General features: G+C 63.2%; 16 protein-coding genes and 1 pseudogene. 9 read left to right on the top strand and 8 right to left on the bottom strand.

Features of this window, described 5'->3' with window-relative positions; genetic code table 11:
- Nucleotides 1-69 precede the first annotated feature (69 nt).
- The 3 genes from KHO23_RS25655 to ftrA form a co-directional block, all read right to left on the bottom strand.
- The gene (locus KHO23_RS25655) at nt 70-837 is read right to left on the bottom strand and encodes a bestrophin-like domain (RefSeq protein ID WP_211614298.1); all 768 of its coding nucleotides are present in this window, start codon (nt 835-837) and stop codon (nt 70-72) included.
- 152 nt (nt 838-989) lie between these two features.
- Entirely contained in the window at nt 990-1970 is a 981-nt protein-coding gene (locus tag KHO23_RS25650) for a hypothetical protein (protein ID WP_211614297.1), read from the bottom strand.
- A gap of 367 nt (nt 1971-2337) precedes the next feature.
- On the bottom strand, nt 2338-3315 hold the full coding sequence (gene ftrA, locus KHO23_RS25645; protein WP_211614296.1) for a transcriptional regulator FtrA: 978 nt from the start codon (nt 3313-3315) through the stop codon (nt 2338-2340).
- A gap of 123 nt (nt 3316-3438) precedes the next feature.
- On the opposite strand from ftrA, the gene KHO23_RS25640 reads away from it, so the two are divergent.
- From KHO23_RS25640 to KHO23_RS25630, 3 genes and pseudogenes are all read left to right on the top strand, one after another.
- Complete coding sequence (locus tag KHO23_RS25640; RefSeq protein ID WP_211614295.1) at nt 3439-3891, top strand: rhodanese-like domain-containing protein; 453 nt, start codon at nt 3439-3441, stop codon at nt 3889-3891.
- Nucleotides 3892-3965: 74 nt separating this feature from the next.
- A pseudogene (locus KHO23_RS25635) lies at nt 3966-6041 on the top strand (putative bifunctional diguanylate cyclase/phosphodiesterase); the annotation flags it as partial.
- 122 nt (nt 6042-6163) lie between these two features.
- The gene (locus tag KHO23_RS25630) at nt 6164-6970 is read left to right on the top strand and encodes a hypothetical protein (protein WP_211614293.1); all 807 of its coding nucleotides are present in this window, start codon (nt 6164-6166) and stop codon (nt 6968-6970) included.
- A gap of 32 nt (nt 6971-7002) precedes the next feature.
- Here the strand turns inward: KHO23_RS25630 and KHO23_RS25625 are convergent, their stop codons facing one another.
- The 4 genes from KHO23_RS25625 to dapA all read right to left on the bottom strand — a co-directional run bounded on the left by KHO23_RS25625 (nt 7003) and on the right by dapA (nt 10013).
- Nucleotides 7003-7437 (bottom strand): bactofilin family protein, encoded by a 435-nt coding sequence (locus tag KHO23_RS25625; RefSeq protein ID WP_211614291.1) that lies wholly within the window; start codon nt 7435-7437, stop codon nt 7003-7005.
- 28 nt (nt 7438-7465) lie between these two features.
- Nucleotides 7466-7852, bottom strand: a complete 387-nt coding sequence (locus KHO23_RS25620) for a hypothetical protein (protein ID WP_211614289.1) — start codon at nt 7850-7852, stop codon at nt 7466-7468.
- A complete protein-coding gene (locus KHO23_RS25615) occupies nt 7845-8825 on the bottom strand; it encodes a M23 family metallopeptidase (protein ID WP_211614287.1) in 981 nt (326 codons plus the stop codon). The genes KHO23_RS25620 and KHO23_RS25615 overlap by 8 nt, the downstream gene beginning before the upstream one ends.
- 273 nt (nt 8826-9098) lie before the next feature.
- On the bottom strand, nt 9099-10013 hold the full coding sequence (gene dapA / locus KHO23_RS25610) for a 4-hydroxy-tetrahydrodipicolinate synthase (RefSeq protein ID WP_211614285.1): 915 nt from the start codon (nt 10011-10013) through the stop codon (nt 9099-9101).
- A 422-nt stretch (nt 10014-10435) separates the two neighbouring features.
- Between dapA and KHO23_RS25605 the strand changes: the two genes are divergently transcribed.
- Together KHO23_RS25605 and KHO23_RS25600 are read left to right on the top strand one after the other, a co-directional pair.
- Nucleotides 10436-11728: an aspartate carbamoyltransferase gene (locus tag KHO23_RS25605; RefSeq protein WP_211614283.1), complete on the top strand. Its 1293-nt coding sequence runs from the start codon at nt 10436-10438 to the stop codon at nt 11726-11728.
- Nucleotides 11729-11968: 240 nt separating this feature from the next.
- Nucleotides 11969-13432 (top strand): amino acid permease, encoded by a 1464-nt coding sequence (locus KHO23_RS25600; RefSeq protein WP_211614281.1) that lies wholly within the window; start codon nt 11969-11971, stop codon nt 13430-13432.
- Between the two features lie 16 nt (nt 13433-13448).
- On the opposite strand, the gene KHO23_RS25595 is transcribed toward KHO23_RS25600, so the two are convergent.
- Nucleotides 13449-14537: a zinc-binding dehydrogenase gene (locus KHO23_RS25595; RefSeq protein ID WP_211614279.1), complete on the bottom strand. Its 1089-nt coding sequence runs from the start codon at nt 14535-14537 to the stop codon at nt 13449-13451.
- 90 nt (nt 14538-14627) lie between these two features.
- Here KHO23_RS25595 and KHO23_RS25590 point away from each other — a divergent pair, with 90 nt between their 5' ends.
- From KHO23_RS25590 to KHO23_RS25575, 4 genes are all read left to right on the top strand, one after another.
- Complete coding sequence (locus tag KHO23_RS25590; protein WP_211614278.1) at nt 14628-15539, top strand: LysR family transcriptional regulator; 912 nt, start codon at nt 14628-14630, stop codon at nt 15537-15539.
- A gap of 324 nt (nt 15540-15863) precedes the next feature.
- A complete protein-coding gene (locus KHO23_RS25585) occupies nt 15864-18113 on the top strand; it encodes a TonB-dependent receptor (RefSeq protein ID WP_211614277.1) in 2250 nt (749 codons plus the stop codon).
- A 10-nt stretch (nt 18114-18123) separates the two neighbouring features.
- Nucleotides 18124-18996 (top strand): tetratricopeptide repeat protein, encoded by an 873-nt coding sequence (locus KHO23_RS25580; RefSeq protein WP_211614276.1) that lies wholly within the window; start codon nt 18124-18126, stop codon nt 18994-18996.
- On the top strand, nt 18993-19676 hold the full coding sequence (locus KHO23_RS25575) for a Fe2+-dependent dioxygenase (RefSeq protein WP_211614275.1): 684 nt from the start codon (nt 18993-18995) through the stop codon (nt 19674-19676). Before KHO23_RS25580 ends, KHO23_RS25575 begins: the two co-directional genes overlap by 4 nt.
- The last annotated feature ends 85 nt before the right edge of the window (nt 19677-19761 follow it).

The following is a 19761-nucleotide window of genomic DNA, read 5'->3' as shown; positions in this document are numbered from 1 at the left end:
TTTTCCTTTCATGCGGCTCAATGGGCTTCTATGCGGATTCAGCGCGCGCCGTGCGGCTTCAATACGGGATCATTGCGGGCGGATCGAATCCGCAAGCGCATGAAGGTTGAGCGGCTTCACACGAATCACACCGCCGCGCGGACTGTCGATATCGGCGACCAGCATGAACGACAGCGACACGATCAGCGGAACGATCAGCAACAACCCGGCTCCCGCTTTCAAACCGCGCGCGCCGTAGCCGACCAGCACGTTGGCGCACACCGCAATCAGCGTCATCAGCGTCCACGCCGCGACGGGTATGCGATTCCACCACGCGGCCTGTGTGTAACCCTGCGAATTGAGTACGTCGTTCATCCCCGCGACAGCGAGTGCGGCGACCGGCGTGGGCTGCGCGGCGACGGCATTCTTCACTGTAGACCACATTGCGTTCTGCAGACGCGATGTCTCGGCATTGACCCGGGCGAGCTCCTCGGCGTCGCGCGTCGTGTAGAACAGCACGCGTTCATCCAGATATTTTTTCAGCAAGCCGCGCACGGTCGCCGCGTCGGCGGCGGGCAACAGGTCGGCACGGACGTATTCTGTGCCGATCGCGTTCGCCTCTTCTTCCTCGTAATTCTTACGTTGATCGTAGCGGCCTACCGCCATCGAAAACGTGAAACCGATGATCAGCGCGAGCAAGGTTAGCGTGGCCGCCTGAATCACGCTGAAATCGTCGCGGACCTCCTCGTCGATCTTTCTGAATTTCCGCAGCACCGACGCACCAAGGCGCGCCGACAACCACAACACAATGAAGAAAAAAATGAATACGATTCCCGGATAGTTAAGGATGTTTTGCATGAGCGGGCGTTGTTCTTATCAGGGTTTTGTGAGCGGGAACGTTGTGAACGACGATTAGACGTGCACAGCCACCGCATCATAAAAGACGCAGCGTGGATGGGGAAGCATGCGGGCGAAGCCGACCAGACACGTGGCCGGTAGTCTGGCAGCCTTCAGGATCCCGTCATCAGATAATAACGCCCGTCCGCACTGACATTGAAGCCGAAACCGCATTCCGTGAGCGAGCCATGCGTCTCGACGTCAAGCGTCTCCGGTGCGGAGAGCTTGAACTCGATCAGGCATTTGTCCGCGTGCCTGTCTGCCTGTTTGTCCGACGGTTTGTCCGCCGGTTTGTCCGCCGGTTTGTCATAAAGCGCGAGGTTGGTGATCCTGGCGGTGGCGTCGAGCGGCGCATCGCCGCCGCCATCGGTCATCGGCACGCGTGCCACACCATTGTAAAAGCGCACGTAGGCCGACAGGCTGCCCATGTTCGCGCTCGGTTGACCGTCGGCGCTAACGGTTGGATACATGAAGTCGCCTTCGATCCGATAGACGCCGCGCCGCCCTTTCACGGGCTTCACCTCGATACTGTTCCACGCGCCGAAAAACATATAACTGGCAAAACGCGCGCCGTCCGGCGGCACGCCGTTCACTACCGACTTGCCGGCAATCGACTCGAGACGTTCATGCGCAGCCGCTACGGCACGGCCGAGCAGCGCGTCGTTGGGAAAGTCGTTGCCACGGCTCACCGCGGTCCGATAGTACGCGCGCGCGTCGGGCAGCGCGCCCAGCCTCAGTTTCACGTCGCCCTGGTGGACCAGCGCCATCGCCACGCGGGCACGCGCCGAACTGGTTGCTTTTGGCGAATTCTCCTCGCCGGCCTGCATGGCGGTGGCCTCGGCGAGCGCGGCTTCCATCTCGACCAGCGTTTGCGCTTCCTTGATCCGCCCTGCTTCGAGCGCGGCTACGCCCAACGCCGCGCATGACGCATTCGTGCGGCACGGCACGTCCTTGCCCGCCAGCAGGTTGCGGCGATAGAGCTCGGCACGCGATCCGCCGGTTTCCGTTTGCGCTGCGACGAGCGCAGGCGTAAGCACAGCAATAGCAGCAGTGACGACAACGGCGGTAGCGGCGACGGCGGTTTTGACGTTCATGAGAAAGAGAGGACGGTGGCGACGACGCGTTTCGAAGACGCACTTCAAACAGCCGCGTGCGCCACACGTTTGACGTGAATCGACACGGACGCTGGCCGTGATGCTGACAGAAAACCGGCGATTGCGCGAACCCTTGCATGCCGCCGAAGCGAGCGGTCCATCACGCGATTCAGCCGCAACGCGCAGCACGCGGCGCTCTGTGAGCGTTTGGAGATGCATGAGGCTCGCATGAAGCGCATTTCATACGTCATGCGGCACGCATCAAACCGCCTGTCATGCACAAGCCGCGGATGATTCTGCACATCGGCAAGCATTCGTTTGAAACGAATCGCGCGCGCAGGAACGGCAAGACGGAAGTGACCCACGTCTACCGGGTCGTTGGCACCCCTGCCTGCACTCCGAACTTCTTACGATACGCGCCTGGGCTTGTCAATGCGATACGCCGGAAGTGCCGCCGCAACGATTCTTCGGAACCGAAGCCCGCCAGTTCCGCAACGCGCACCATCGGCAACGGGGTCGGCGCTTCCAGCAGTTCCCGCGCGATCGCCACGCGTTCCCGCACCAGCCACTCGTAGGGCGCCATTCCGGTGGCGTCATGAAACTGACGCTGCAGCGTACGCGGACTCATCGCCGCCCGTTCGGCCAGCGAGTGCAAGGTATGCGGCAACGCGGGATAACGGCGCACCCAGTCCATCAGTTTCGCCACGCGTCCGCCTTCGTCCTGCAGCATCGGCCGCGGCACGAACTGCGCCTGACCGCCCTCGCGATGCGGCGGCACCACGAGCCGCTGCGCGACCCGGTTGGCGACTGCGCTGCCGTGATCGCGCCGCACCAGATGCAGCAGCATGTCGAGCCCTGCTGCCGATCCCGCCGAGGTGATGATCTGTCCTTCGTCGACATACAACGCATCCGGCTGCACGCGCAATTGCGGATAACGCTGCTGCAGTTTGTCGGCGTAGCGCCAATGCGTGGTGACAGTCTTACCGTCGAGCACCCCCGAGGCGGCCAGCACGAACACGCCGGAACAGATCGAACAGAGGCGCGCGCCGCGCTCGAAGGCCGCCCGAATCTTCTTGAGCAGCGGCTCGGGCGGCAACTCGTCCGGGTCGCGCCAGCCGGGGATGACGATCGTGTCGGCACGATCCAGCAGTTTGAGCGTGTACGGCGCGGCGACCGTGATGCCGCCGGCGGCGCGAATCGGACCGGGTTCGCTCGCGCATACCGCGAAGCGATACCAGTCGACACCGAGTTCAGGACGTTCGAGCGCGAACAGTTCGGTCACGCAGCCGAATTCGAACGTACAGAGCCGGTCGTAAGCCAGCGCAACGACAAGATGATTGTGCATGGCGTGATGTTACCGGAGATTGACGATTACGCCACTTACCCGGCGCGCGCGGCGTCGCGACAATGAAGGCTCCAGAATCGCTTCGCCACGCAATCACGCTCGCTGTCCAACCGGAACCTTGCCATGCCCACTCAGAACTCCGTCGCCTCCGTCAACGCTGTCAACGCCTTTCCCGCTGCCGATAGCGCCGCCGCCCTCGCCCACTTCCAGGCCTCTCTGCAATTCGAAACCGATTGCTCCGACGTTCACGCGGCATTCGCGAGCGGCACGCCCGGCTTCGTGCTGCTTGACGTGCGCAGCCCGGCGCTGTTCGACGAGGGCCACGTGCCGGGTGCGCTCAATCTGCCGCACGGCAAGATCGTGGCCTCGAAGCTCGCGCCGTACCCGCAGGACACGCTGTTCGTCACCTACTGCGCGGGCCCGCACTGCAACGGCGCCGCGCGCGGCGCACTGCGTCTCGCGCAACTGGGACGCCCCGTGAAATTGATGATCGGCGGCATCACGGGCTGGCTCGACGAGGGCTTCTCGCTGACACAAGCCGCGGCCGAACGCGAGATGCTCAACGCCCATGACTAACATATTGAAAATCAATTAAATAAACGCCGCCAACTGTCGATAACAAGTTCAGCCGCTTCCCTCTCGCGGTTGGACTTAATATGCAGAGCTCATACAATTTTTGGCTGGTTGCAATCTCGTTCGTCGTCGCGGTGCTGGCGTCCTACACGGCACTCGATTTGACGGGCCGCATTTTTCTCCTGGCATCGGCAGGTCTGCGGCGCGCGTGGCGCCTCGGCGGCGCCGCGGCGCTCGGTGTCGGGATCTGGTCGATGCACTTCATCGCGATGCTCGCCTTCTCCCTGCCGATCCCGCTCGGCTACGACTTCGCGACGACCGCGTATTCGCTCGGACTCGCAATCGGCGCGTCGTACCTGGCGCTGGTCGTGACGACCCGCGCGCAGCTCACGCCGCTTCGGCTCGTGGCCGGCGGCGTACTGATGGGCTTCGGCATCGCCGGCATGCACTACACCGGCATGGCGGCGATGCAAATGGAGCCGGGCATCCACTATCGGCCGGCCTGGTTCGCCGGCTCGCTTGCAATCGCGATCGGCGCGTCGACCGCCGCCCTGTGGATCGCGCGCGCGCTCAGCAACGAGGACGCACGCCACGTGCTGCGCAACCGTGTCATCGCGGCGCTGGTCATGGGCGTCGCGATCAGCGGCATGCATTACGCCGGCATGGCGGCCGCCGAGTTTCCGACCGGCGCTGTGTGCGGCGCGGCCAATGGCGTGAACGCCGCGTGGCTCGCGACCTCGGTGGTCCTGTTCACGTTCGCGATTCTGATCGTTACGCTGATGCTGTCGCGTTTCGATGCCCGCACCAGCTCTCTGATCGGCTCGGTGTCGACATTGAACGGGCAGATCGTGCGTCTCGCCACGCTCGACACGCTGACCGGCCTGCCCAACCGCAGCACGCTCACCGACCGCATCGAACGCGCGATCCATAGCGCGCGCCGGCAGCGCTCGCTGTTCGCCATCCTGTTCATGGATCTCGACGGCTTCAAGACCATCAACGATTCGCTCGGCCACTCGGCCGGCGACGAAGTGCTGTCGGCATTCGCCCAGCGCCTGCTGCTGTGCGTGCGCGCGAGCGACACCGTCGCGCGTCTCGGTGGCGACGAATTCGTCGTGCTGTCCGAGAACCTTCACTCGCGCGAAGATGCCGGCACGATGGCCGAAGAAGTACTCGACCGGATGCGCGAGGGCGTATGGACCGATTCGCAACCCTTGCAGGTGATGCCGAGCATCGGCATCTCGCTCTTTCCCTACGACGGCGATTCCGTCGACGCGCTGTTGAAGCATGCCGACGCGGCCATGTACGAAGCCAAGCGCGCGGGCCGCAGCACCTATCGCTTCTTCGAACAACGCATGAATGAAGCCGCGACGCGCACGCTGCAAATCCAAAGCGCGCTGCATGAAGCGCTCACCGCCGGACATTTCTCACTGCATTTCCAGCCGAAGTTCCACGGCAGCGGCGACTCGCTGGCCGGTGCCGAAGCGCTGATCCGCCTGCATCATCCGCAGCTCGGCACGCTGGCGCCGCTCGAGTTCGTTCCGATCGCCGAGCGCTCGGGCCAGATTGTGCAGATCGGTTACTGGGTCTTGCGCGAAACCTGCCGGCAGATTCGCCGCTGGGTCGAACAGGGCCTGCCGTCGATGAAGGTGGCGATCAATCTGTCGCCGCGCCAGTTGTCGCAACCGAACCTCGTGGCAACGATGCTCGAGATCGTCAAGGCAGAAGGCGTGCAATGTGAACAGATCATGTTCGAAATCACCGAAACCGTCGCGATGCAGGACGCGCCGAAAACCATCGAGATGATTCGTGAGTTCCAGGCAAGCGGTTTTGAAATCGCCATCGACGATTTCGGCACCGGCTATTCCAGCCTCGCCTATCTGCAACGCTTTCGCGTGAAGCAGTTGAAGATCGACCGCTTTTTCACCAACGGGCTCGACGAGCACGGCCCGGAAGGCAGTGCGATCGTTTCCGCGATCATTGCGCTCGCGCACTCGCTGGAAATGGACGTTGTCGCCGAAGGCGTCGAAACCAAATCGCAGCTCGACATGCTCAAGTCGATGATGTGCGACGAGATGCAAGGCTTCCTGCTAGGCAAGCCGCTCAGCGCCGACGACTTCAGCGATCTGCTCCGGGAAAGAATGGTGGCCGCATGAGCAACTGGATCTGTTTGAAACCCGCGTGGCTGCGCGGTGCAGTCGTCCGTCACGGCGCGCCTCGCCGCGTGGCCTCGTTTTACCGATAAGCAGGAACAGACAGATTGGCTGGTGGAGACTTCATGAAAATTGATGTAGCAACGTTCCAAACGGTGTGGCTGATCACGTTTCTGTGCGGCGCCCTCATCACGACGGCGCTTTCCCGGATGTTTGCGCAGGTCGGTGCCTTCCGTTTCTGGGCCGTCGGTTTCTATCTGCTTGCCACCGCCACGGCATGCTTTGCGTTGCATAAGATCTGGCAAAACGATCTGCTGTTGCTGGCCACCGCGACACTGGCCTTGCAAAGCCGGATTCTGATCTGGTCAGGCACGCGCGACTTGTTCGGCGCATCGGCGCCGTGGCGCGCCGGCCTCGTCGTCACTGCCGTGTTCGGCCTGCTGTATGGGAGTGCGCTCGCGTGGAACGCGCCGCTCGTGGTGCGCGCCGGCTTGCTGGCTTCGTTTTTCTTACCGTGCCGCGCGGCGACCCTGTATGAAGTGTGCCGCCGGCGCCGTCCGCATCTTGGGGTCGCACGTACGCTGGTAGCAGTGGGTAGCGGTATCGCGACGCTCAGCGCGATCGTACCGCTCGTGCTCGTCCTGCTAGACCGCGCCAACATGACGCTGCTGTACGGCAATCCCCGCACCACCTCGGCGCTTTACGCAGTCGTGTTCGCAGGCGATCTGCTGCTGACCATCGGCCTGATCGTGCTGGCCTTGCACCAGTTGATCGTCGAACGCGACATGCTCGCCACGCTCGACCGCGGCGCGCTGGGACGTCTCGCCGAAGCACGGGAAATGCGCGGACTGCGCGATTCGCGCCCGCCGTGCGGCGATGCGCTCGGCCACGACACGTCCGCGCAACGTCAGTCGCTGCCGGGACCGGTTTGACGCCGGGCGCGGCCGCTTGACCGATTAGCCAATTAGCCGGCCTTGCGCTCCTCGCGTGCCGTATCGGCCACCGCGACGAGAATCGGTGTGACCGCCTGCGCGGTATCACGCTTGGTCAGCTTGCCGTCTACCGAGGCGCCGCAATCCATCCGCAGCTGCTGGTAGTAAATGTTGCCGGTCACATGCGCGTTGCTCTGCAACTCGACGAAGTGGTCGGCTATCACGTCACCGACGATCCGGCCATTGACCACCACGTCATAGCCATGCACGTTGCCCTCGATCGAGCCCCGGTCGCTCAATACCAGCAGCGTCTGGGTGCCCGGCTCGCCGCTGACGTTGCCCTTCACGTGGCCGTCCATCCGCAGGCCTTCGCTGAACACGAGGTCGCCCGTGATCCGCACGTCATGGGCGATAAGTGTGGCGAGCTTGGTCTGCCGGATGCCCGCGTGCTTTTTCTTGCTGAACATAAGTACCTCCTGGAAATGAAAATGACAGTCAACCGCGCGGCGCGGGTGGCTTCGCTTTGCTCTGGCCGCGCAGAAACTGCAGTTCGGCGTTCAATCGCGCGACGTCGGCAGCGGCGCCGTCCGCGGTTTTCTGCACCGCGGCGCGCGCCGCCAATTCCTGCGCCAGCGCGAGCCGCGTGCGGGCGAGTTCGGTCTGTTCGTGGTCTTCATCCACGGGCGCCGCATGGCATTGATCAGCCGGCGTGCCGGCACGCTGCGCGTGCCATGCCGCTACGGCCACCGCGCCACCTGCCGCGCCGAGCGCGCACACCAGAACCCACAAGATCACGCGAAGAACGAGCGGGCGCGCGGGCTGCAACGTATAGGCGCGATGGGCGAGACTGCCCGCATCGCGGGAAAAACGTCGTTCAACCATGGGGCGTGGGCGCGAATAGCGCGAGGTAGGCAGCCGGGTCAACCGGCGCGCCGTTGACCAGCACTTCGAAATGGAGATGCGGTCCGGTGGAGCGGCCAGTCGAGCCCACATCGGCGACATACTGACGCGGCAGCACCAGATCGCCGACATGCACAACGATGCGCGACGCGTGGCCGTAACGGGTCACGAGGCCGTTGCCGTGATCGATTTCGACCGTGTTGCCATAGCCCGATTTCTCGCCGGCGAAGATCACCCGGCCGCCTGCGGCCGCCAGAATCGGCGTGCCGGTTCGGGCGACCAGGTCGATGCCAGGATGAAAACTTAAACGATTCGTGAACGGATCGGCCCGGTTGCCGAACGGCGAGCCGAAGCGTGCGCCGTCGGCAGGCATGCGGCCGGGGAAGGCGGCGTAGGCGATCGCGTGGTCGGCGGTTTGTTGCTCGAGCGCGGACAGCGTCGCGGCGATGCAGTCCAGTTGTTGCCGGGTGCGCGCGGCATCGGCATGACCGGCCGGTTGCGGCAGGACTTCCGTACAGCGCCGCGGCGGCAAGGAAGGACCGCCTTCGCCGTCGGTAGCGGACAAGTCGGGTTCGGAGGCGGCGCCCGGCGTAGCCGGGGTGGCCGAAGTGACCGGCGCGCGCGGCGCCGGCCGCGGTGTATTCAGACGTGCCTCGAAATCACGCAATGCGCCGACCTGCATCGTCAGGCGTGCAATGCGCGGTTCGATCTGCGCCACGGACGCGTTCAGCTTGCCGAGTTGATCGATTGCAAAGTCGTGCTCGACACGGTTCGCCGCCGGGTCGCCGGAGCCGCCGTGGGCCGGCCAATGCATGCCGAGCGCGATACCTGCTGCGAGCGCCAGCGCCGCTGCGCCGAACGCGGTGACAATGGCGATGGTCAGCGCGGTGCGGCGCGTGACGAAGCTGACCGAGCCACTTGAAAGCTGACTGCCGGTGCGAAACACGGAGGGCATCAGCGGCTCCCGGCGCGGGCTATGCGGCAGGTGCGTGGTTGGGCACGGGCGGCACTACGTACATTCAGCGTGTGCCGCGTGTTGAACGAGCCCAGCATAAGCGTGCTGAGCGTGCTGAAGCGGGACTGGGGATCGGCGGATAGGACTAACTGCATGCGGCATCGACCGGAGAAAATACCGGCGGCGATAATGGACAAAGGGCGCCGATTATCGCCTGGCATCACGAACCATCATCTCAAATACAAATGGCAGCGCGCGAATCCGCACTCAAGTTCATCCTGCCGCCGCGTGCGACTCTCGCCGATCAAGCCCTTCCATCTCCCTGAGCCGCGCGACCAGCGCATCGCCGGCACGCGTCATCGGCATGCGCAACTCGTCGCGTATCAGGCCTTGCGCGGCGAGCAGGGCCTTCACCGGCGCCGGATTCGGTTCGGCGAACAGCGCCTGGATCAGTGGCACGAGCTCATGAAAAATCCGCCGTCCTTCGTCGAGCCGGCCCGCTGACAACGCTCGATACAACGCGACGAACCGTTCGGGCCGCAGATGCGCCGAAGCCGCGATCGCGCCGCTCCCACCCAGACACAAGGTGTTGAAAATATTGATGTCCTCACCGGTCAGCACCTGCAAGCGGCCGTCGCGAATCAGCGCGAGCGTGGTGTCGAGCGATCCGGCGCAATCTTTCACCGCCTGGATTCGTGGATGCGCGGCAAGCGTCAGCAGCGTGTCGAGTTCGAGCCGCACACCGGTTCGATAGGGAATGTCGTACAGCACGACAGGCTTGTCGCTCGCATCGGCAAGCGCCATGAAATGCCCGACGATGCCCGCTTGCGAAGGCCGGATGTAGTACGGCGCGGCCATCAGCACCCCAGCGATCGGCAGTGCGTTCAGTTGCTCGACGCGCGCTCGCATGCTCGCCGTGTGATTGCCCGACACGCCGACCAGCACCGGCAACGCGGATGCATCTGCGCTGTGGGCGGCGGCTTGCGCTGCGTCGAGAATCGTCGCCAGCACGGCGTCCTGTTCGGCGTCGTCTAGCGCGGCCGGCTCGCCGGTCGTGCCGAGTGCGACCAGCCCGGCAATGCCCGCGTCGGCATAACGGCGGACCAGCGCGCGCAGCGCGGCGTGATCCACCTCGCCGTTAGCGAATGGCGTAATGAGCGGAACCCAGATACCCGAAAAACTAGACATGTTTTTACCTCGATGACGACCGTATCGATTCCGATCAGCGGTGCGAGGGAGGAAAAACAGGGAATGCCGCGGGGGGCGTTGACCGGCTGTTCCGTCGCAACATCTGACGGAACAGCAGCTCCGGTCAGATGAGCGGCTGTTTTTTGGCTTTGGCGCTAACGCTCGGGAAACCCGCGCGTGCAGCCACGACGCTCGCAAAAGCGAGACGTGCGGTGGTTGACGGACGGAGTCGGAGCGTTTGGCCGGGATGCATGAAACGCAGTGTAACCGCGACCGGCCCGAATTTGCAAAGCGGGCTGGCAAACCGGTTGGGGGTTGGGGGTTTGCCGAACTAGCAAAATTGCTTGACTTCTGCGACAGGGAAACTAATATACGCACCGCGTACATATCCGGTTCGTAACCCATTCCCGACAGGTGCCCGCATGAGCGTCCCGCAACAAGCCTTCCTACGCGACGCGATGCGTCGCCTGAACATGACCCGCGACACGTTCGCGAACCGCATCGGCGTATCGCGCCGCGCGCTCGACACATGGCTGCTGCCGGACGATTCGCAGGAATCGCGGGCCATGCCGGAGATCGTGGAGCGTTTCGTGTCGGAAATCGTGGTGCATGGCGAGCCGGGCGAAAACTATACGCAAAGCGTAGATTCACAGTCGCTGGCGAGCCAGATGCTGTTCGAGGGCAAGCCGCAACTACTGTCGGTCGATCAGTTCTCGCGCGACTCGGTCGAGGCGCTGTTTCGCGTCGCCGACATCATGCAGCCGATCGCGCGGCGCCGGAAAATCTCCCGCGTGCTCGAAGGCGCGGTGCTCGGCAATCTGTTTTTCGAGGCCAGCACGCGGACCCGCGTGAGCTTCGGCGCGGCATTCTGCCGGCTCGGCGGCTCGGTGTGCGACACCACCGGCTTCACGTTTTCGTCGATGGCCAAGGGCGAGTCGATCTACGACACCAGCCGCGTGATGAGCGGCTATGTGGATGCGCTGGTGATCCGCCATCCGGAGCAAGGCTCGGTGGCCGAATTCGCGCGCGCCACCAACGTGCCGGTGATTAACGGCGGCGACGGTCCGGGCGAGCATCCGAGCCAGGCGCTGCTTGACCTGTACACGATCCAGCGCGAGTTCTCGCGGCTGGGCAAGATCGTCGACGGTGCGCATATCGCGCTGGTCGGCGATCTGAAATATGGCCGCACGGTGCATTCGCTGGTCAAGCTGCTGGCGCTGTATCGCGGCATCAAGTTCACACTGATCTCGCCGCCCATGCTCGAAATGCCGAGCTACATCATCGAGCAAATTTCGCGCAACGATCACGTGATCGAGCAGACTCACGATCTGACCGCCGGGCTGCGCGGCGCGGACGTGGTGTACGCCACACGCATCCAGAAAGAGCGCTTCACCGACGAATCCTTCGAAGGCTATACGCCGGATTTCCAGATCAATCAGGCGCTGATGGACAGCGTGTGCGGCGCCGATACGCTGATCATGCATCCGCTTCCGCGCGACAGCCGGCCGGGCGCGAACGATCTGAGCGTCGACCTGAACCACGATTCGCGCCTCGCGATTTTCCGGCAAACCGATAACGGCATCCCGGTGCGGATGGCCATTTTCGCGGTGCTGCTGGGTGTCGAAAAGCTGGTCCAGCATTCGATGCGCGACGCCGCGTGGCGCCCGCCGGTTTATCTCGGTCCGGACGACGCCGTGTTTCACGGCATCGATTGATCGGGATTCGATAATCGAAAGGCAGCCTTGCGGATCGACTCCCCCGCAAGGCCGCTTTGGCAACCGCAACCTCCATCTTCAGTACACACTCGATTGAATCCGGACTAGACTGGATTCGTCAGTTCTCTCCTCAACCGCAACATCAACAGTGTCAGTCGCCTTTAAAGAAGTCGCTTATTGCAGTGCGTCACGGATCGATTCGATCCCGGATTCACCCATATACGAACAGGACGACTCATCATGGCTGACACGAGTTATATGGCGCGCAAATCCGTCGCGGATATTGTCGCAAGCGCGGAGGGCGGTGAACGCCAGTTGTCGAAGTCACTGGGCGCACTCAGCATTACGGCGATGGGTATCGGCGCGATCATCGGCGCCGGCATCTTTGTTCTGACGGGCACGGCCGCGGCGCACTATGCGGGGCCGAGCATCATTCTTTCGTTTGTCCTCGGCGGGATTGCCTGCGCCTTTGTCGGGCTCTGCTATTCCGAACTGGCGGCCATGCTGCCGGTCTGCGGCAGCAGCTATACCTATACCTATGCCACGCTCGGCGAACTATTCGCGTGGATCATCGGCTGGGATCTGATCCTCGAGTATGCGATGGGCGCGGCGACCGTTGCGGTCGGCTGGTCCGGCTATATCGTGAGCCTCCTGCACAACGTCGGGATCAACATTCCGCCCACCATGGCGGCTGCGCCCGGCACGACAGTGACGCTCGCCGATGGCAGCACGGTGGCTGGCGTCGTCAATTTGCCAGCGGTGTTCATTATCGCCGTGCTGACTACCCTGCTCGTGCTCGGCACCAAGGAGTCGGCGCGGCTCAATAACATCATGGTGGCGATCAAACTGACCGTGGTGTTGGCGTTCATCGTCATCGGCGCCTTCTTTGTGCATCCGGCCAACTGGCATCCATTCATTCCGCAGAATACCGGCGAATTCGGCAATTTCGGCGCGAGCGGCATTCTCCGCGGATCGGCCGTCGTCTTCTTCGCTTTCATCGGCTTCGATGCGGTGTCCACCGCGGCCCAGGAGGCACGCAAGCCGCAGATCGACATGCCGATCGGCATTCTGGGCTCGCTCGTGATCTGCACGCTGCTCTACATTGCGGTCGCCGGCGTGCTGACAGGACTCGTTCCGTATACCGAACTCAACGTCCCGGATCCGATCGCGAAAGGTGTCGACGCGATCGGCGTCACCTGGTTTTCCGTGCTCATCAAGATCGGCGCGCTGACCGGCCTGACGACCGTGATACTCGTGCTGCTGTATGGCCAGAGCCGTATCTTCTTCACGATGTCACAAGATGGCCTGCTGCCGCACCTGTTCGCGCGAGTCCACCCGCGTCTGCAAACACCCCATCTGAGTCAGATGATGATCGGCGCCATCGTCGCCGTGGTGGCGGCGTTCACGCCGATCAACGTGTTAGGCGAAATGGTCAGCATTGGCACCCTGTTCGCATTCATTCTCGTCTGCGGCGCTGTGATCTATCTACGCCGCAGCGACGCAGACGCCTCGAGGCCGTTCCGCGCGCCGGGCGTGCCGGTGATCCCGATCCTCGGGATTCTGTTTTGCCTGCTGCTGATGGCCGGACTGCCGCTCGTCACGTGGTTACGGCTCTTCGTCTGGCTCGTGATCGGGCTCATCGTCTACGGGATCTACGGCCGCCATCATTCGCGCCTTCGCTATCCGGAGCGAAAGCACGACTGATGGCGCAACGCGGCGCTCAATCCCACGCTTGCGGCGACGTGCTCTCCACCACCGTGCATTGCAGACCCGACATACGGCCGGCGGCGTCGATTGCCGCCTCCAGTTCGGCAAACGGATAGGACTTCAACTCGACCGCCTCGAGCCGAATCTGCCCGGACGTGACGAGCGAAACCAACGCGAGATAGTCAGCGCGCGTGTACATGAAGTGGCCAATCAATTCCCAGTTGTTCAGCAGCATCTCTCTGTACGTAATAGGCAAGTCCACTTGCATGCTGCCCATCAGCACAAGCCGCCCGCCGCAGCGCAGGCTGCGCAATGCGGCGAGGGTTGCGTTCGCGTCGGTGGCCTGCCCGACCATGTCGAAGGCAAGGTCCACGCCGCCACCGCTAGCAGTGCGAATCGCCGCCGTGTCTTGCGCGGCATCGCCAGTCAACACAACGGAAACCACACGCCCGCGGCCTTGCTCGACCAATGCTTGCAGCGGCTCCACGCGCCGGCCGAGCGCGACGACCTTGCTCGCGCCGAGGGCCAGCGCCGCAAGCACCGCTGCGGAGCCGAAGTAACCGCTTGCGCCGTTGACCGCCACCGTTTCGCCCGCTGACAGACGGCCGCGTCGCAGACCACCGAACGGCACTGAGAATTTGCCCAGCACTGCGAGACGTGCGGCGTCGATCTCGTCCAGGCCGTTTAGCGCAATCAGCGTCGATGCCGGAAATTCGGCCACTTCGCGCAACGTCCCGTGCGGAAACTCAGCCAGCAGCGAACCGCTGTCGGCGCTGATGGCGGTGAGCCCTAACAGCGCCTGCGCGGGCTCACGCACCGTTTCGTCGGCGATCCAGTACGGATTCACCGCTACCCGCTGACCGGCGCGAAACGCCACCACGCCCTCGCCGACCGCGACGATCCGGCCAACCCCATTGGTGCCGGGCGAAAACGGTCCCGGCGGATACGCGTACGGCAACTTCCCTTCGACATAGTCACGCGTGTAACTGAGCAACGGCACCGCCTCCATCCGCACCAGCACGGCATTCCGGCGCGGTTGCGGTTGTGTCGCGTCGCGCAGGGCCAGCGGTTTGCCGGGTTCATCGAGCATCCAGGCTTTCATGTTGAAGTTCCTTCCGTTCGTTTCGGTGGTTGAACTATAGAAGCGCGGCACGTATTCTAGAAATCAATTGCTTATATGCGACCTATCAACATGATTGATCTACGCGGCATCGATTTGAATCTGCTGGTTTCGCTCGACGCGCTGCTCGCCGAGTCGAACGTCACGCGTGCGGCCGAGCGGCTGCATCTGACGCAACCGGCTGTCTCCACGCAACTCGCGCGCTTGCGGCAGATCTTCGGCGATCCGTTGCTGCTGCCCGCCGAAACCGGCCGTGGCATGACGCGCACGGCCCGGGCGCTGGAATTAATGGAGCCGCTGCATGCCGCGTTGAAGAATCTCGAAGCGGTGGTGCGCCACCAGCCTGCCTTCGATCCATTCGCCGACACGCGGCGCTTCGTGATCGCCGCCCACGACAACGCCACTGCGGTGCTCGGCATGCGCCTGATGGAGCGCTTGCCGGCTTTGGCGGGGCCGGGTGTGCGCGTGGCGTTCGTGATCGGCGATCAGCCCACCGCCGCGTCACGGCTCGAAAGCGGCGAGATCGACCTGCTGCTCGGTTCCGACCGGATGATTCCGCCGTCGATGAAAGCCCGCAAGCTGTACGACGAACATTTTGTGTTCGTGCAGCGCAAGGGCCATCCACGCGGCTCCGCCCCGCTCGATCTCGATACCTACTGCGCGCTCGATCACGTCCTGGTGTCGACCAGCGGTGGCAGCTTTCACGGCTACATGGACGAGCATCTCGACGAACTCGGCCGCGAGCGGCGCGTCGCGCTGTCGGTCCAGCACTTCACGCTGGTGCCGGAGTTGCTCTCGAAAACCGACTATGTTTCGACGCTGCCATCGCGCTTCGCGGCACGCTACACCGATCGGCTCGACACCTTTGCGCTGCCGTTCGACGCGCGCGGCTTCACGTTGTACGCGGGGTGGCATCCGCGCAATCAGGCCGATCCGGCGCTCGTGTGGCTGCGGGACACGCTGGCCGAACTCGCGGCACAGTAAGAAACCGAGCGGCCGTCCTTCATCGGAAGTCGCGAGGCACACGCTACAAAAGCCGCTCACGCGACTGACGGCAAGTCATCACCCTGTCCGCAGGAAGCCGTCAAACTCACGGCTATTCCATCCATCCTCGTCGATCAATCCACCAATTCCATGCAATGGCTCACACGCGCAACCCCATGCGCCGAAATTTTTGTTGAGAACGCTTCTCAATTACAAGCGAATTGCATAGAATGCACCCCGCAAACACTTTGTAATAAACATGGAACGTCCGGGTAAGGAACGCATTGTTCGCCCGGTCGTCAGCACTCAACGACGGGGATAAAAATGAAGTTGCGGTCCGACGAACCGAAGCTCGGCAAAATCAGCACGACACTGTGCAGCATGTTGGCGGCAGGTCCTGCCCTCGCGCAAGGCACGCCCGGCACGGCGCCGCCCGACAAGGAAAGCCAGCTCGCGCCGATCGCCGTGCAAGGCCAGACGGACGACAGCTTCAAGACCGACCACTCGGCGTCGGTCAAATTCACGGCACCGCTGGTCGATACGCCGAAATCCGTGACCGTGATTCCGCAGGAACTGATCAGAAGCACGGGCGCGTCGACGCTGACCGAAGCGCTGCGCACGGTGCCGGGCATCACCTTCGGCGCCGGCGAAGGCGGCAATCCGCTCGGCGACCGGCCGTTCATTCGCGGCTACGATGCACAAGGCAGCACCTTCGTCGACGGCCTGCGCGACATCGGCGCGACCACCCGGGAAGTGTTCAATATCGAAAGCGTGGAAGTGACCAAGGGTTCGGACGGCGCCTACGGCGGCCGCGGCGGCGCGGGCGGCAGCATCAACCTGATCACCAAGACGCCGCATCTGGGCAATTCCGCCGACGGCAGTGCGGGCCTCGGCACCGACCGCTACCGCCGCTTCACCGCCGACGGCAATTGGCAAATGGCCGATCACGCGGCCTTCCGCCTGAACGTGATGAGCCACAACAACGACGTGCCCGGCCGCGACGCGGTGAACAACGAGCGCTGGGGCATCGCACCCTCGTTCACCTACGGGATCGGCACGCCGACCCGCGTCACCGCGAGCTATTACCACCTCTCGACCGACGACCTGCCCGACAGCGGCATTCCGTACTACTACACGACCACCAACAAGCCGGCCAACGTCGACACGATCTATCCGGCCAATGTGGACCGTCACAACTTTTATGGCCTGATCGACCGCGATTTCCGCAAGACGACCTCGGATGTCGGCACGGTGCGTATCGAACACGACATCAACAGCAACCTGACGATTCGCAACACCACGCGTTATACGAAGTCCACCCAGGACTACATCTGGACGCAGCCGGACGACAGCCAGGGCAATGTGGTGAACGGCATGGTGTGGCGCCGTGCGAATACGCGCGCCAGCGACGTCTACAGCCTCGCGAACCAGACCGAACTGTTCGGCGAGTTCAAGACCGGTTTCCTGAAGCACAGCTTCACCACCGGCCTCGAACTGTCGCGCGAAACCAGCGTGAACGATTCGTACACTGTGGCGGCCGCCACCGGCGCGATCTGCAAAACCAAGGGTATCGGCGCGGCCTCGGGCTATAACTGCACGAGCCTGTGGTCGCCGAATCCGAACGATCCATGGGCCGGTTCGGTTAGCAAAGCGAACGATCCGAACGAGCAGCGCACCACCACCAAATCGCTGTACGCGTTCGATACGATCGAATTCACCAAACGCTGGCAGGCCAACGTTGGTTTGCGCGTCGACGATTACTCGACAGACTTCCGCAACACGGTTGCCAACGGCGGCAAGCACACCACGCGCGACGACACGCTGTTCAACTACCAGTTCGGACTCGTCTTCAAACCGGCGTCGAACGGCAGCGTGTATGCGTCGATCGCGACGTCGTCGACGCCGGCCGGTGCTCTGCTCGGCCAGGGCAGCGAAACGCAGTCGCTGACGCCGGGCCGTGGCGGTGTCGGTGCGAACGCGGATCAGCTCGCCCCGGAAAAGAACCGCAGCGTCGAACTCGGCACCAAATGGAATGTGCTGAACAACCACCTCTCGCTGACGGGCGCGCTGTTTCAGATCGATACGACCAACGCCCGCGTCACGCTGCCGAACAACGAATACGCGATGGTCGGCAACAAGCGCGTGCAAGGCTTCGAATTCGGCGTGGCCGGTCAGCTAACGAACAAGTGGCAAGTGTTCGGCGGCTACACGTATATGAAGAGCCAGTTGCGCGACAACGGCAAGAACACGGCGGATAACGGCAACCAGTTCCCGAACACGCCGAAGAACAGCATCAGCCTGTGGACCAACTACGACGTGCTGCCGAAGTTCACGATCGGCGGCGGCGCCTTCTACATGTCGCAGGTATACGGCGACACGGCGAATCTGCGCGCAGTGCCCTCGTACTGGCGATTCGACGGCATGGCGACGTACCGGATCAACAAGAAGGTCGATCTGCAACTGAACGTGCAAAACATCTTCAACCGGACGTATTACGACCAGGCGTATCCGGCGCACTATGCGTCGATCGCAGCCGGCCGCTCCGCCTTCCTGACACTTAACGCGCACTACTAAGCACTGCAGGATGGAACAGATAACGCTGAAGGCGCTGGCGAGCGTATCGCATGACGAACTCGCAGCGATTCTCTCCGGTCCGCCCGCCAAAGCCGCCGCGTGGGTGGCGGCAGCGGCACATAACGGCATCGTCGAAGCGCAGGCGGTGTACGGCCAGTATCTGCTCGACGGTCACGGCGTGGAGCGTAATGCCGAAGAAGCGTTGACGTGGTTCAGGCACGCGGCGCGGCGGGATCATCCGATGGCGATGAACATGCTGGGCCGATGCTACGAACACGGCTGGGGAACCACCGCGTGCGCGCCGGTGGCGGCCTACTGGTACCGGCTCGCAGCGCAAGCGGGACTCGACTGGGGCATGTACAACTATGCGTCGGCGCTGGCGCTTGGCCATGGCGTGGAATGCGATCGTGCGCAGGCGTTGCTGTGGTTCCGGCGCGCCGCCGAATTGGGTCACGTGAAGTCGCTCAATTTTATCGGCAGCTTTTACGAGGACGGCTGGGAAGTCGATGCCGACGCAGCCATCGCGCTCGACTATTACCGGCGCGCGGCAGTGGGCGGCGACTTTCGCGGCCAGTTCAACTATGCGCGGCTACTGGCCGGGCGCGGCGAGATCGACGCCGCGCTGGCATGGTTACGGCGTGTGCCACACACGGCGACGGCGGCGTTCATCGCGAAGATGCAGGCGTGGCTTGCCGCCTCGCCGGTTAGCGCATTCCGTGCGCTGGCTGAAGAGATAAACGCAGACATCCGTGTGCAAGTACGCAAGAACGTAAGCGCGAAAATTCACGCGGATATAAGCGCGGATATAAGCGCGACTGCAAGCGCGGATGCAAGCGCTGTTCCGAACGCGATGATGCCCCCGGCGCAGGCGGTACGCGCATGATGCTGCATCTGCAAGGCGTACTGAGCAAGCAGCAGGTCGCGCAATGCCGCGAAGTCCTCGACGCGGCCCAATGGACCGACGGCAATGCGACCTCCGGCGAACAGTCGGCGCAAGCCAAGCGCAACCAGCAATTGCCCGAAGGCTCCCCCGCCGCGCGCGCGATGGGCGATGCGATTCAGGACGCGCTCGGGCGCAATCCACGTTTCTTTTCGGCCGCGTTGCCCTTGAAAGTCTTTCCGCCGCTCTTTAATCGCTATGCAGGTGGCGACGGTTTCGGCACGCACGTGGACAACGCGATCCGCCACTTGCGCGGCACCGACTTCCGCATCCGCAGCGATCTGTCAGCCACGCTGTTTCTCGCCGAGCCGGACACCTACGACGGCGGCGAACTCTGCATCGAAGACACCTACGGCATGCATTGCTCGAAATTGCCGGCCGGCGACATGGTGCTCTACCCCGCTTCGAGCCTGCATCACGTCAAGCCGGTGACGCGTGGCGTGCGGGTCGCATCCTTCTTCTGGATTCAGAGCATGGTGCGCGACGACGGCGAACGCGCGATGCTGTTTCAACTCGACAACGACGTACAGCGCCTCGCCGCCGAAAAAGGTTCGAACGACGCAACTGTGGTCAGTCTCACCGGTATTTATCACAATCTGCTGCGCCGCTGGGCTGACGCCTGATTAAGCGGACTCCTGATTTCACGCAAAACAGTCTTTCTTTTTGCACCCAGAAAGAAGGCCCCTCCGCGTATTTACTTTCCTGCTC

Origin of the sequence: Paraburkholderia haematera (assembly GCF_905220975.1) — a bacterium.
Lineage (GTDB): Bacteria > Pseudomonadota > Gammaproteobacteria > Burkholderiales > Burkholderiaceae > Paraburkholderia > Paraburkholderia haematera.
Note: the sequence above shows the minus strand (reverse complement) of the source record. Positions and strands in the feature narration are given on the sequence as shown.